The 12698-nt window shown below is 64.3% G+C and carries 12 protein-coding genes; 11 read left to right on the top strand and 1 reads right to left on the bottom strand.

Going from position 1 to position 12698, the window contains the following annotated elements; genetic code table 11:
- Window positions 1-21 precede the first annotated feature (21 nt).
- The 11 genes from FFS21_RS12370 (at window position 22) to FFS21_RS12320 (ending at window position 11643) form a co-directional block, all read left to right on the top strand.
- On the top strand, window positions 22-3885 hold the full coding sequence (locus FFS21_RS12370; RefSeq protein WP_137925133.1) for a pilus assembly protein: 3864 nt from the start codon (window positions 22-24) through the stop codon (window positions 3883-3885).
- A 17-nt stretch (window positions 3886-3902) separates the two neighbouring features.
- The gene (locus tag FFS21_RS12365) at window positions 3903-4355 is read left to right on the top strand and encodes a type IV pilin protein (protein ID WP_137925132.1); all 453 of its coding nucleotides are present in this window, start codon (window positions 3903-3905) and stop codon (window positions 4353-4355) included.
- Between the two features lie 5 nt (window positions 4356-4360).
- Window positions 4361-4903: a GspH/FimT family pseudopilin gene (locus FFS21_RS12360; RefSeq protein ID WP_137925179.1), complete on the top strand. Its 543-nt coding sequence runs from the start codon at window positions 4361-4363 to the stop codon at window positions 4901-4903.
- A 132-nt stretch (window positions 4904-5035) separates the two neighbouring features.
- On the top strand, window positions 5036-5443 hold the full coding sequence (locus tag FFS21_RS12355; protein ID WP_137925131.1) for a type II secretion system protein: 408 nt from the start codon (window positions 5036-5038) through the stop codon (window positions 5441-5443).
- Complete coding sequence (locus tag FFS21_RS12350) at window positions 5440-6372, top strand: PilW family protein (protein ID WP_249359346.1); 933 nt, start codon at window positions 5440-5442, stop codon at window positions 6370-6372. The genes FFS21_RS12355 and FFS21_RS12350 overlap by 4 nt, the downstream gene beginning before the upstream one ends.
- The gene (locus tag FFS21_RS12345; protein WP_137925130.1) at window positions 6366-6932 is read left to right on the top strand and encodes a pilus assembly PilX family protein; all 567 of its coding nucleotides are present in this window, start codon (window positions 6366-6368) and stop codon (window positions 6930-6932) included. The genes FFS21_RS12350 and FFS21_RS12345 overlap by 7 nt, the downstream gene beginning before the upstream one ends.
- Window positions 6929-8767: a pilus assembly protein gene (locus tag FFS21_RS12340; RefSeq protein WP_137925129.1), complete on the top strand. Its 1839-nt coding sequence runs from the start codon at window positions 6929-6931 to the stop codon at window positions 8765-8767. Before FFS21_RS12345 ends, FFS21_RS12340 begins: the two co-directional genes overlap by 4 nt.
- Window positions 8764-9240, top strand: a complete 477-nt coding sequence (locus FFS21_RS12335) for a type IV pilin protein (RefSeq protein WP_249359344.1) — start codon at window positions 8764-8766, stop codon at window positions 9238-9240. Before FFS21_RS12340 ends, FFS21_RS12335 begins: the two co-directional genes overlap by 4 nt.
- A 1-nt stretch (window position 9241) precedes the next feature.
- On the top strand, window positions 9242-9823 hold the full coding sequence (locus FFS21_RS12330) for a pilus assembly FimT family protein (protein WP_137925128.1): 582 nt from the start codon (window positions 9242-9244) through the stop codon (window positions 9821-9823).
- A gap of 37 nt (window positions 9824-9860) precedes the next feature.
- Window positions 9861-10982: a bifunctional diaminohydroxyphosphoribosylaminopyrimidine deaminase/5-amino-6-(5-phosphoribosylamino)uracil reductase RibD gene (gene ribD, locus FFS21_RS12325; protein WP_137925127.1), complete on the top strand. Its 1122-nt coding sequence runs from the start codon at window positions 9861-9863 to the stop codon at window positions 10980-10982.
- Between the two features lie 34 nt (window positions 10983-11016).
- Window positions 11017-11643: a riboflavin synthase gene (locus FFS21_RS12320; protein WP_137925126.1), complete on the top strand. Its 627-nt coding sequence runs from the start codon at window positions 11017-11019 to the stop codon at window positions 11641-11643.
- 9 nt (window positions 11644-11652) lie between these two features.
- Here the strand turns inward: FFS21_RS12320 and FFS21_RS12315 are convergent, their stop codons facing one another.
- On the bottom strand, window positions 11653-12684 hold the full coding sequence (locus tag FFS21_RS12315; RefSeq protein WP_137925125.1) for a CaiB/BaiF CoA transferase family protein: 1032 nt from the start codon (window positions 12682-12684) through the stop codon (window positions 11653-11655).
- Between the last annotated feature and the right edge of the window lie 14 nt (window positions 12685-12698).

Raw genomic sequence — 12698 nt, 5'->3', positions numbered from 1 at the left:
CCATCGACCGGGACCGCATTCATGAAGAACTTACCTCGCCTTTTCGCAGCATGTGCCATGCTCTGGTGCGCGCTGCTGTCCGCTGCGCCGACGACCGTGCCGACCGTTGCAATTTCCAGCACGCCGCTTTACGGCCAGTCGCAGAACATCCATCCAAATCTGATGCTGACGCTGTCGGTGGAATTTCCGACCACAGGCGCTGCGTATCGGGGCACCTACGACAAGTCCCAGAACTACCTTGGGTATTTCAACAACACCAAGTGTTACGCCTACGACGCGACGAACGGCTACTTCACCATCTCGGGTGGCGCCGATGCCAACCACGAATGTTCGTCTGCATTCAGTGGGAACTTCATGAACTGGGCTGCCGCCTCGGCAATCGATGAGTTGCGACTTGCTATGACGGGCGGCGACCGAGTGATCGACACGCGCACGCAAACGGTGTTGCAACGCGCAATGCTGCGAGCGGACTTCTTCCGGAGCGGCAGCTACTTCCCCTCCAAGAGCATCAACGGAAACGGTACGACGAGCGCGCCTAACAAGGTCACGCCATTCAAGTACAGCACGTTGTACATGGCATCGTGCGGAAACCATATCTATTTCTCCGACAGCAACGACACCAGCGCCGGCTGCACCAATCTTAAGAGTTATGCCGACGTGACCAATAGCCGGGGTACAGTTACCGAACGGCGTGGCTTCCGCGTGCAGGTACAGGTCTGCGACAGCAACGAGGCCACGACGCGTACCGATCTTTGCTACAGCTATGACGGAACCAACTACAAGCCCGTCGGCGAAATGCAGCGCAATGCCGATCGCGTGCGATTCGCCGCCTTTGGCTACCTCAACGATCCCACAAACAACTCCGGTCTGACACAGAACGAGCGATACGGTGGCGTGCTGCGCGCGCCGATGAAGTACGTTGGTGACAACGCGGTCAATACCTCGCTCAACTCGATCACCAACCCGGCCAAGGAATGGGATGCCTACGGCGTGCTGCTGGCAAATCCGCTGAACGATGCCACGGGCAACAGCGGCGTCATCAACTACCTGAACAAGTTCGGCCGCACGATGGTCACGGACCTGGGCAAGCCCACTGACAATCCAGTTGGCAACTACAAGACGTACGATCCGCTCGGCGAGCTCTATTACGAGAGCATTCGCTACCTGCAGAACCACCCCGATGGCCCTACGCCCGAGGCGGTCAGTGGCGTCACCACCGCCTACGCCGACAACTTCCCGTACTACAAGACCTGGACCGATCCATTGCTGAACAGTTGCCAGCGCAACTACGTGCTGACCATCGGCGACATCAACACCCACCAGGACCACTACATTCCCGGCAACTCCGTCACCGGCCAGGGCGATCCCTCGCGTGCCACGGACAGCTGGAGCAAGTTCAATGTGGTGGAGTGGACCAATAAGGTCGGCGCACTGGAAACCAACCGGCCAGCAGCGGGCAACAGCAATCCGCTCGACTCGTCGTTCACGAACCTCGGCACGAAGAATCACCCGACATCGAGCTGGTCCAGCTACTACATGGCTGGCGTGGCCTATTGGGCGCACACCTCGGCATTCCGGCCCACCATGCCTGAAGCTCGCGTGACGACCTTCGGCATCGACGTCAATGAGAACGGCAACGGCACCGTTGGCGATTCACAGCGGCAGAGCCAGATCTACCTGGCTGCCAAGTACGGCGGCTTCAAGGAAGAAACGACGGATGGCGGCAACAAGGATGGCAACCCGTTCAAGACCCTCGGTGCAGGCGGTACCGTCGTCACAAACAACACGGAATGGGAAGCGGCACCAACGGGCTCCAACCTGCCGTCGAACTGGTTCCTCGCCAGCCAGCCGGCGCAGATGATCAGCGCTATCAAGCAGGTGTTCACACAGATCACGAGTTCCGCCGGTACGCTGTCGGGCATCGCACTGAGTGCCAACCGGATCATGACCGACGCTTTTGTCTATACGCCCGGCTTCGACCAGCAATGGAACGGCAAGCTCACCGCGTACAAGATGACGAAGGGCACCGACGGCCTTGTGACCGTCTCCTCCACACCGGCCTGGGAAGCGGGCGATCTGTTGTCCAAACGTAGCTTTGCGAGCCGCTCGATCTACACACTGAGCACAGCGGCCGGCGCGGGTGCGGCATTCCAGTGGGCCAATCTCGGCAAGACGCAGCAGGATGCACTAAACCTCAATCCCGGCACCAACGTTGCCGACGGTCGCGGACAGCAGCGAGTGGACTATCTGCGCGGTGACCGGAGCCTCGAAGCCGACAGCCTTGGCAATGGCGGCGTGTTTCGTGGCCGCAAGACGGTGTTCGGCGACATCATTAACTCTGGACCGACGTATGTCGGTGCGCCCTCTGCGTCGCGCACCGGAGAAAACTACGGGACCTTCCGCGCGAGGTACATTGCTCGCCAGCCCATGGTCTATGTTGGCGCGAACGATGGCATGTTGCACGGCTTCAAGGCGTCGGACGGTTCGGAAGTCTTTGCCTACGTCCCGAGCGCTGTCATCGGCAGCCTGAACCAGCTCACCACCACTGGCTACAAGCATCGCGCCTATGTGGATGCGACGCCGGTGGTTGAAGAAGCGCAAGTGAACGATGCCTGGAAGTCAGTACTGGTCGGTGGCTTCGGCGGCGGTGCGCAGGGCGTGTACGCCCTGGACGTAACCGATCCCGTTGGCACGCCGTTCAGCGGCAGTAACGTGATGTGGGAGTTCACGGACAAGGACGATGCCGATATGGGCAACGTCATGGGCACCCCGGTCATTACCAAGCTGCTCAGCGGCTACGACAGCAACAAGGCACCCGTCTACAAGTGGTACGCCATCGTCGGCAATGGACTGAACTCGAACCAGGCGGATGGTTACGCAAACACCGATGCCCCGAGCGTGCTGTTCATCCTGTCGCTCGACAAGACGCCCAGCGCTGCATGGTCTCTGAACGGTAACTACTGGAAGATCGTCACGCCCTCTCCTTCGACGACCGCCACGGCCAACGGCCTGAGCACGCCAGCGCTGGTATCGCAGGTCAGCGGCATCGGCCTGGCACTCTACGCCGGGGACCTGCAAGGCAACCTGTGGAAGTTCGATGTCTCGGGACTGCCGTCGACGTGGAATGGTGGCAGCGATGGCGCATTGCCTGAATACGGCGGCACTTCGCGCAAGCCGCTGTTCGTCGCCACATCGGCCCGCACTGGCACGCGCCAGCCGATCACGATGCAACCGGAGATCGTCTATGCGCCGGGCGGCTACATGGTGCTGTTCGGTACGGGCAAGTATTACGAACTGGCCGACACGAGCACGCCCACCACCGAGTTCAATTCGTTCTACGGCATATACGATGGTGGTGGCACGAACTACGTGAGCGATCGCAGCAAGCTCAACCAGTTGACGCTGACCTCCTACGACGGCGGCAAGTCCATCCAGTATTCGGGAACCGCCGCAGCGCCCGGCTACGTCGCGCCCCGCAAGCCCGGCTGGGTCATGGACTTCCTCGACTCCAGCGAGCGTCAGGTAACGTCCGCTGCCGTGTCAGGCGGCATGGTGTACTTCAACTCGATCTATACGGCCACCGGAACGTGCGGCACCTCAGGGGGCAGCCGGAGCTACGGTCTCAATACGCTGACGGGTCTGCCATACCAGGGCATTTCGGGCTACCTCTCGACCAATGGCCTGCTGGGTGCGCCGGCCATCATCGTGACAAATGTCACGGTGGGCGACCGCGATTCGATCGGTGGCGTCAAGCAGCAGACCAAGACGACCGTGTATGGATTCGGCGCTGGCGGCACGCTGACATCCACCGCCTCCCCCATCAGCAGCGAGCGCCCAGGTCGCGTGAGCTGGCGCGAGGTCCGCAACTTCAAGATTCCGAACTGACCATGAGGGCCGTCGCCATGAATCGTCTCGACCGATGCCACCAACAAGGGTTCACGCTCGCCGAACTGATGGTCACAGTGGCAATCATCGGCATCCTGGCCGCCTTCGCCTATCCGTCTTACAACGAGTTCATCCTGAAGGGTCGGCGTACGGAGGCAAAGTCCGCGCTCATGACGAACATGCAGCTGTTCGAGCGGCACTACTCGCAGTTCAATACGTACGCGACCTCAAACACGGATCCCTCCCCCTGGGAGGGATACAAGAAGTACTCCGGCGATACATCGGGCGGCAGCGCGTACCGTATTCAGGCAGTCACTTGCGCCGGCTCCGTGGCCGGGCAATGCATTGAGCTACAAGCCATTCCGAATCGCGCCGACGCCACGTGCGGCACGCTGGTCCTGCAAACCACGGGCAAGCGGGACAATATGCCCAATGGCAGCACGCCTTCGCAAACCCCGAACTGCTGGTGAACATCATGCCAAGGTCACTATCACCCAGCACGGGCGGTTTCACGCTGCTGGAACTCATCACCACAATGGCGGTGGGCATCGTGCTGGTCGGGTTCGCCGTCCCCAGCATGACCCAGTTCATGCGGAGCCAACGCGCCGTCACCGTAGCGGGTGATTTCCACTCGGCGGTATCAAAGGCGCGAACGATTGCCGCGGCTTCGAACAGCTATGTGACCATCGCGCCGATTGAAGGCGATTGGCGCAAGGGTTGGCAGGTCTTCAACGAGCATGTGTCGCCCGACGGGGAATATACGGGAAGCGACAGCCTCATCGCCGAGAGCAACGAATTGCCTTCGGACGTCACAATCACAACGTCCACCACCCCTGCTGGCCTGTCGTACATCACCTTCTCACCCGCCGGCTACTCCCAGACGACAGGCAAAGCACAGATGTCGATGAAGGCAGGCTTCCAGATCGGCACCTCGAAACGTGTGGTCGACATCAGCCTGCTGGGCCGATCCCGCATCTGCAATCCCGATACCGCGCCAGCGACCTGCGCGATGCCCTAAGGTTCAGCGAAACGTCCGAGCTTTCCGACTCCCCCTCGGACACAAAATTCCACAGATCCACAACAACCGGACACGTTTTAGCGTCCTCTCCGCCGCTATCGTGGGCATCCGTTTCTTCCGAACGAATGCCCGATGTTTCCGACCCTTTCTTCCCACGCTCCGTCCTCATCCTGCCTGACGCGCCGTAGGCATCGCGGCGGCTATACCCTTTTCGAATCGCTGCTCTGCATCGCCATCGTTGGCCTTGCGGCCGTTCCGCTGGCCGGACTGTCGACTGGGTGGTTGCGTTGGAGTGGCGAGCACGAGCGGCTGGTGGCGACGCTTCGTCTGGCTGCGGAGCAAGCCGAGGTGGGAGACGACGCCTGGCCGATCGTCGGTGGCGATGCGTCGCGCGTGGCGCTCTGCGAGACCGCATCGCCTGGTGGTGGATGCCTGCCCGGTTCTCGCCTCGCTGTAGCCATGTTGCCTGCCGAGGCAACGTCCCGGGTGGAACGAGACACTGTCATGCCGACGCGCATTGCGCTGTGGGTTTCGCCATGAAGAGGCGATTGCACAGCCAGGGCTTCGCGCTCGTCGACATGATGGTTGGCTTGGCATTGGGCATGCTGGTGACCGTAGCGGTCCTGCTGTCCTTCTGGGCTGCGCGCGACGCCTATGCGAGCGTGGCGGACAGCATGGAGATCGAGGAACGCGGCCAGCGCGCGCTAGCCATCATCGGGCATGCGGTGCGGCAGGCCGGATGGATACCCGGGCAGGTCGCGTTTTCCCCGTCGCACCCCGCGCCCGTCCCGCCGATCGAAGGGCGCGATAACTGCGCGATGCCATCGATCGATGCCAGCCTCAACTGTGCACGCGCCGGCGTGCTACGCAGCGATGCGCTGCTCGTTCGCGTTTCAGGCAGTGGACGTGCAACGGACCCGACCTTGCCCGATGGGACGATGAGCGACTGCGGTGGGTGTGCGTTGCCGGCGCGCGCCTTTCCGCCGGATGGCGCCCCGTTGCCCCACCACGCCGCGACCAACCTGTTCTACATCGGCATCGCCAGCGATGGCGTGCCGCAGTTGCTATGCCGATATCCGAGCCGCCAAGGCACCCGCGTGCGGGCTACGCGCTACACGTCAGGCACATTGGTGCGCGGTGTGGAAACACTGCAATTGCGCTATGGCATCGACACGAATGGTGACGGTGCGGTGGAGCGCTTCCTGTCGGCACAAGGTGTGGATGCCCTCGGTGCCGATACGTGGCATCGCGTGCGAGCCGTGCAGATTGCCGTGGTGATTCGCGGAGAGCGTCCGACCGTCTTGTACGCGTGGAGACAGCGGCTCTCGCTGCTGCCTGTAGTGGCGGGGGAAGATGTCGTCGATGACGACACATTCACTCCCAAAGCGAAACCTGCACTGCGACGCCGCACGTTCGTCAGCACGCTCCGACTGCGCAATCCATCGCACTGCATGGAGGGCCTATGCTAACGCGTCGCAATCGCCGCAGGCATCGTGGCGCCGCGCTGATGACATTCGTCGCCACGCTGATGTTGCTGATCGCTGGCATCGGCACAGCGTCAGTGCATTTTCTGCTGACAGGGCGGCAATTGGCGAGCCACCAACTGGATCGAGAGATTGCGTTCCGCGCCGCCGAAGCCGCGCTGCGCGATGCCGAAGCCGACCTGATCGCCGCGACGGCGTCTTCCAGCGACCGACTATCTGCCTGGCCCGCGCCCGGTACCTGTGGCAGCGGCCCTCAGGCGGGTATCTGCCGCGCAGACGGCGATGGCCGGGCATGGCAATCCTGGCTCGATGGCGCCGCATCGGATAGTGCGGGAATTCCTTTGGGTTCGATCACCGGCGCCACACTGCCGGAACTCCCGGCCGATGTCATCGGCGCCACCACCCTGCCCCGCTATCTCATAGAACTCAGCGACGATCCTGACAGTCCTGCCGCAGGCATGTGGCCGCGCATGGCCATCGTTGCCCTGGGTATCGGGCGCGATCCGAGCATCCGCGTCGTGCTCCAGACGGAGTTCCAGCCATGAGCAGCAGTTCGACGATGATCGCTTGGCTCATGGGTGCGCTGCTCTGCGGCTTGCAACCTTCTGCCCTTGCCACCCCCGGGCAATTGCCGCTCGGCTACAGGATCTCGGCGGGTGGACATCCATGGACAGGACGGCTGGAAGCGCTGGCGTTCCGTACAACGTCGCTGTCTTCGCAGGCGGTCCTCTCCCAATGGGAGGCCGGCGATGTATTGGATCGGCAGGATATCGACGAACGTCGGCTTTACCTTGGCGGAGGCAGACTCGATCCCCTGCGCTGGTTCGCTCTCGATGTCGACACCCAGGTCATGCTCGATGCCGTGGAACCCGGCGGCACGGGCCAATCGCGCATGTCGTGGCTGCGCGGCAGCGGTGCCGACGCGGCTCATCGCCCGCGCGATACCCGGCTGGCCAGCGCCACAGGCGCGCGCGTTCATGTCGTGCCGCCGCCCCGATGGCTGCCGATGCAGCCGGGCCACACGCCCTTTCGCAATCGGTACGCGCAGCGTCGCACCACGGTCTGGCTTGGCACGCGCGACGGCCTGCTACATGGGTTCGATGCAGTCACCGGACAGGAACTGGCTGCGTACCTGCCACGCACATTACTCCGCGACGCGGCATCGGTCGCTACGCCTGGCCACCCGCTTCCCCCTGCGCCGTGCCCCCGGCCGGAGAGCATCGACGCCGATCCCGCTGGAACGTGGCGAACGTTACTGCTCTGCGCCATTCCCGCCAACAGGACGAACTCGTCTCTCCAGGCCGGCGCGGTATTCGTGCTCGATGTATCGGACCCCGATGCCGCCACGCCCATTGGCTTGCTCTGGGAGATTGGCGCCAATGCGCAGTTGCCGTTATCAGGCAGCGGGCCAGTGCGCGCTGCCATGTGGATGGAATACGGTGTGCGTCGATGGGCCGCTATAACAATCCTCGCACCCGAGCCTGGATCGAACACGCCCGCCGCGTTGGCACTACTCCCCCTCGACCGGCCGGTCAGCGCCTGGCACGAAACAGGAAAGGTGCGACGCTTCTCCCTGCCCGCATCGGGCTGCGGTGTCTCGGCACCGGCGGCCCGGCTATTGGCTACCACGGTCCGGCGCGATGCCAGCGGCGTTGCACGTGCCGCCTATGCCAGCGATGACCGGGGGCGGCTCTGGCGATTTGGGCTCGACCACCTGTCGCGTGACACCGATGTCCGCGCGCCGATCTGCATGCATCGCCATGCATCCAGTTCGACGGATACCGCAGAACCTCCGGTCGTCATCCAGACAGGTACGGGACCGATGGTCGTCTACAGCAGCGGTAGCGAACTCTCGGCGATCCCCGACCGATCCGGCACACGTCGCGAGCCTTCCCGTATCAAAGCGGTGGCGACGGGAGATGGCGTCGTGCTGCAGCCCGCAAACCCCAGGGGCTTGCCGGGAGACGCCGGCTGGACGATGCGAATGCCGCGTACCGACGAACGGATCGACACCCTCCACGCCGTCAGTCCCGTGCATCTCGCTTTCACGACCGTCACGCCCGATGGACAGCAGCGCAGCTATCTGGTGGATGCGGCACGCGGGGTGTCGGTGACCGTGAAGGACGAGAACGGCGCGCCAGTGCCAGCGGCGACTGGCCTGCCATGGGATGGGCAGACTGCCATGCCGATCATTACCTCGACTCCCACCTCGACCAGCACACTGGAGCAGCCGCGGGCGCCCGCAACCTCCACGCGCGAGACCTTCGACCTTGCGTGGTGGCGCATCGAAGGCGATACCGCGCTTCCGATGCAAGAGGCCCGATGGCATCGCCAACGCGGACGGCTAGGCTGGCGCGAACTGATCAGGACACCGCAATGAACGCCATGAACGCCATGAACGAGCCTCATCGAACTCAGCGGTGCGCCGGCTTCAGCCTGGTCGAGCTCTTGGTGGTGGCGGTCATCGCGGCGCTACTCACCGTATTGGCCTTGCCCGCCTGGCAGCGACACGCGGAGCGGGCCTGGCGGCTCCAGGCGCGCGCCTCGTTGATCTCGGCGATGCTGACGCTGGAGCGTCATGCGCTCATTACCACGTCGTTCGCAAAGGGAGCGGATGGCGCCAACCCGGCGGGCGACTGGCCATCGCCGGTGCCCGCGCCGCCTGCGCGCACCCGGCACTGGTTGACCGCAACGAGTTGTGCCGGCGCCGACCTGTCTCATTGCGTCGAGATCCGCGCGACACCGACCTATCCCGACGCATCCTGCGGCATCGTGATTTTGCGCAGCAACGGCGAGTGGCTTTCAATGCTCACCACCGACGATATTCCCATTCCACTGCCGGAGGCTTGCTGATATGCCGAAGACACCGGGCAGGGACGTACGGGGCGTGACGCTCGTCGAAATGCTGGTCACACTGGCGGTCTCTGCGATCCTCATGCTGGCGGCCCTGCCATCGCTAAGCGATTTGGTGGCGGAGTATCACGTCGCGCGGGCGGCGGACCGGCTGGCGGCCTCGCTGGCGCTGGCGCGTACCACGGCGGCAGCACGCCGGACCGAGGTGATGTTGAGTCCTGCGGCCAACGCCAGGACACTCGACCGTGGCTGGCAACTGTCCACCGTGGCTACCCGCCCAACCGAGGCGCATCGCTCGCAGCCCCCCTTCTCCATGGTCCGGCTGGGCGAGCGGTGCCTGACCGTCGCGTTGCATGGCACGGCGGGAGCCGGAGGCGCACAAAGCCTGCGCTTGACAGCTGTGGGATACTCACGATCTGAGCGTGGTGGCTTCTTCGCTGCTACGTTCCACTTGCGTTGCCATGCCGCACAGCGTCAGGTCAGGCTTGGCGCGCAAGGGCGTATCCGGACTTGCCGACCCGGTGTCGATATCGATTGCGACCCACTGGAATCTACGAATCCGGCCCCGTCCGCTGCACGCTGACTGCCCCGACGCCTCCTCAGGATCCGACTCACCAGCCATGTTCTCCGCATCCGATCACACCGCCATGGAGCAGGCCCTGGCGCTCGCCGCCCGTGGCATGTTCACCACCACGCCAAACCCGCGCGTCGGCTGCGTCCTGATGAAGGACGGTCAGGTCATCGGACAGGGATTCACACAGCCGGCCGGGCACGATCACGCCGAGATCCAGGCAATGAAGGATGCCATCGCGCGCGGGCACGATCCCGCTGGCGCCACCGCCTATGTCACGCTGGAGCCGTGCAGCCACTTCGGCCGGACCCCACCGTGCGCGGATGCGCTGGTGCGTGCGCGTATCGCCCGCGTGGTGGCGGCGATGGAGGACCCCAACCCTTCGGTGTCCGGGCGCGGCCTGCAACGGCTGCGCGAGGCCGGTATCGACGTGCGCTGCGGACTGCTGGAAAAAGAGGCGCGCGATCTCAATATCGGCTTTGTGTCGCGCATGACGCGTGGCCTGCCCTGGGTTCGCGTCAAGGTGGCGGCCTCGCTCGATGGCGGCACGGCGCTCCATGACGGCACAAGTCAATGGATCACCGGCCAGGCGGCGCGCGATGATGGCCATGCGTGGCGCGCGCGCGCCTGCGCCATCCTGACCGGCATCGGTACCGTCCGCGACGACAACCCGGCGCTGACCGTCCGCGCTATCGACACACCGCGACAGCCGCAACGTGTACTGGTCGATTCCCGGCTGGAAGTGCCGCTCGACGCCCAGATCCTGAACCGTGACAGTGGTGATTTCGCCAAGCCGGTGCTGGTCTTCTGCGCGGTGGAGGATCCGGCCCGCCAGCGTGCGCTCGAAGCGCGCGGCGTGGAGGTCGTGGTCCTGCCCAACCGCCATGGCAAGGTCGAACTGCGCCGCATGCTCGAAGCGCTCGGACAGCGCGGCATCAACGAACTCCACGTAGAAGCCGGCTTCAAGCTCAACGGTTCGCTGATCCGCGAAGGGTGTGCCGATGAACTGCTGGTCTATCTGGCGCCCCGCCTGTTGGGCGACGCGCAGGGCATGTTCAACCTGCCGCCGTTGACCAAACTGGAAGACGCCACCGCATTCCGCTGGCACGAAGTGCGGCAGATCGGCGACGACCTGCGCCTGATCGCACGTCGCGCCGACAGCAAGGACTAACGACCGACTTCATCGTATTCAGACAGAGGCAAATATGTTTACTGGCATTGTGGCGGCAGTGGGCCGCATCGAATCCGTTTCCCCGCTCGGCGATAGCACTGCGGGCGTGCGCCTGCGCGTGGCCGCTGGCGGCCTGGACCTCTCGGACGTGGGCATCGGCGACAGCATCGCCATCCAGGGCGCCTGCATGACCGTGGTCACGCTGGAAGCCGGCCATTTCGACGTGGATGTCTCGCGCGAATCGCTGGACAAGACCGTCGGTCTGGCACAGCCGGGTCGCGTCAACCTGGAAAAGGCGCTGCGCCTGGCGGACCGTCTCGGCGGCCATCTGGTGTCGGGCCATGTCGATGGCCTGGGTGAGGTGGTCCGTTTTGCCCCGGTGGGCGAGTCGCACGAGTTGCGCATCCGCGCGCCGCGCGAACTTGGCCGCTATCTGGCTTACAAGGGCTCGGTGGTCGTGAATGGCGTATCGCTGACCGTCAACACGGTCAGCGACGAAGCCGACGGCTGCGTGTTCTCGATCAACCTGATCCCGCACACGGTGGAAGTCACCACGCTCAACGAACTCGCGGCGGGCAAGCGCGTGAACCTGGAAATCGACCTGATCGCGCGATACGTCGAGCGGATGCTGTCGGCTTCCGGCGAGGCGACGCTCGGCTGACCCTGCCGCTCAGTCTCCGGCAGGACCGAACTTCGGCGCGCCCGCCGCATCGAGCGTCCCGTCGGGATGCTCGACGAACAACCCGCGTGCCACGTTGTGCGGATGCCGGGCGGCCTCGGCAATGCTGAGGACCGGCGCATAGCAGACGTCGGTGCCCCCGAGCAGCGCATCCCAGTGCTCGCGCGGCTGGCTCAGGAACAGCGCGGCGAATCGTTGCTTCAACGCCGGCCAGGTCGCGGTGTCGTACTGCCGGGCGGGATCGATGTCGTGCAGTCCCAGCTTGCCAAGCAGCAACGCATAGAACTGCGGCTCCAGGGCACCGATGGTGATGTATCCGCCATCGGCGCACGCGTAGACATCGTAGAACGGCGATGCATGGAACGGGCTGGGCTCGGCGCCGTCGAGCTGGCCGTTGTTGCGAACCCAGAGCGCAATGCCGCCGAGCATGGTCACCACGTCGACAATTGCCGCATCGACTACCCGGCCACGGCCCGTGATCCGCGCCTCGAGCATGGCGCACGCCATGCCGAAGGCCAATCCCAGCGCGCCGCCCGCATCGCCCAGCAGCGTGGGCGGAATCATCGGCGTTTCGCCGGGGCGCGCCGACAGCGACAACATACCGCTCAGCGCCACGTAGTTGAGATCATGCCCCGCCGATTGCGACAAGGGTCCTGTCTGGCCCCAGCCGGTCATGCGGCCATAGACCAGCCGGGGATTGCGCGCGGCGCAGTCAACGGGCCCAAGCCCCAGCCGCTCCATCACGCCAGGGCGATTGCCTTCGATCAAGGCATCGGCATCCGCTACGAGGCGCAAGGCTTCGGCGTGGTCGGCGTCCTGTTTGAGGTCGAGCGGCACGATGCGCTTGCCGCGCCGCAACGGGCTCGGCTTGTCGCCACCCAGCAGTTCGGCCACCGCCCCGCGTTGCCGGCGGGCAATGACGGTCACCTCGGCGCCCATGTCGGCCAGCATCCGGCCCGCCAGCGGTCCCGGCCCGAGTCCTTCGAATTCCACGATACGAATTCCATGCAGCGGTGCAGTCATGCGCTTCTCTCCGA

This window comes from Cupriavidus sp. 2SB (assembly GCF_005503625.1).
Classification (GTDB): domain Bacteria; phylum Pseudomonadota; class Gammaproteobacteria; order Burkholderiales; family Burkholderiaceae; genus Cupriavidus.
The sequence above is the reverse complement of the archived record's forward strand: the minus strand, read 5'-3'. Positions and strand labels throughout refer to the sequence as shown.

Excerpts from the sequence above, each read along its gene's own strand:
- FFS21_RS12370 (WP_137925133.1), top strand. The coding sequence starts at position 22 with ATGAAGAACTTACCTCGCCTTTTCGCAGCATGTGCCATGCTCTGGTGC.
- ribD (WP_137925127.1), top strand. The coding sequence starts at position 9,861 with ATGTTCTCCGCATCCGATCACACCGCCATGGAGCAGGCCCTGGCGCTC.
- FFS21_RS12335 (WP_249359344.1), top strand. The coding sequence starts at position 8,764 with ATGAACGCCATGAACGCCATGAACGAGCCTCATCGAACTCAGCGGTGC.
- FFS21_RS12365 (WP_137925132.1), top strand. The coding sequence starts at position 3,903 with ATGAATCGTCTCGACCGATGCCACCAACAAGGGTTCACGCTCGCCGAA.
- FFS21_RS12360 (WP_137925179.1), top strand. The coding sequence starts at position 4,361 with ATGCCAAGGTCACTATCACCCAGCACGGGCGGTTTCACGCTGCTGGAA.
- FFS21_RS12350 (WP_249359346.1), top strand. The coding sequence starts at position 5,440 with ATGAAGAGGCGATTGCACAGCCAGGGCTTCGCGCTCGTCGACATGATG.
- FFS21_RS12315 (WP_137925125.1), bottom strand. The coding sequence starts at position 12,684 with ATGACTGCACCGCTGCATGGAATTCGTATCGTGGAATTCGAAGGACTC.
- FFS21_RS12355 (WP_137925131.1), top strand. The coding sequence starts at position 5,036 with ATGTTTCCGACCCTTTCTTCCCACGCTCCGTCCTCATCCTGCCTGACG.
- FFS21_RS12330 (WP_137925128.1), top strand. The coding sequence starts at position 9,242 with ATGCCGAAGACACCGGGCAGGGACGTACGGGGCGTGACGCTCGTCGAA.
- FFS21_RS12320 (WP_137925126.1), top strand. The coding sequence starts at position 11,017 with ATGTTTACTGGCATTGTGGCGGCAGTGGGCCGCATCGAATCCGTTTCC.
- FFS21_RS12340 (WP_137925129.1), top strand. The coding sequence starts at position 6,929 with ATGAGCAGCAGTTCGACGATGATCGCTTGGCTCATGGGTGCGCTGCTC.
- FFS21_RS12345 (WP_137925130.1), top strand. The coding sequence starts at position 6,366 with ATGCTAACGCGTCGCAATCGCCGCAGGCATCGTGGCGCCGCGCTGATG.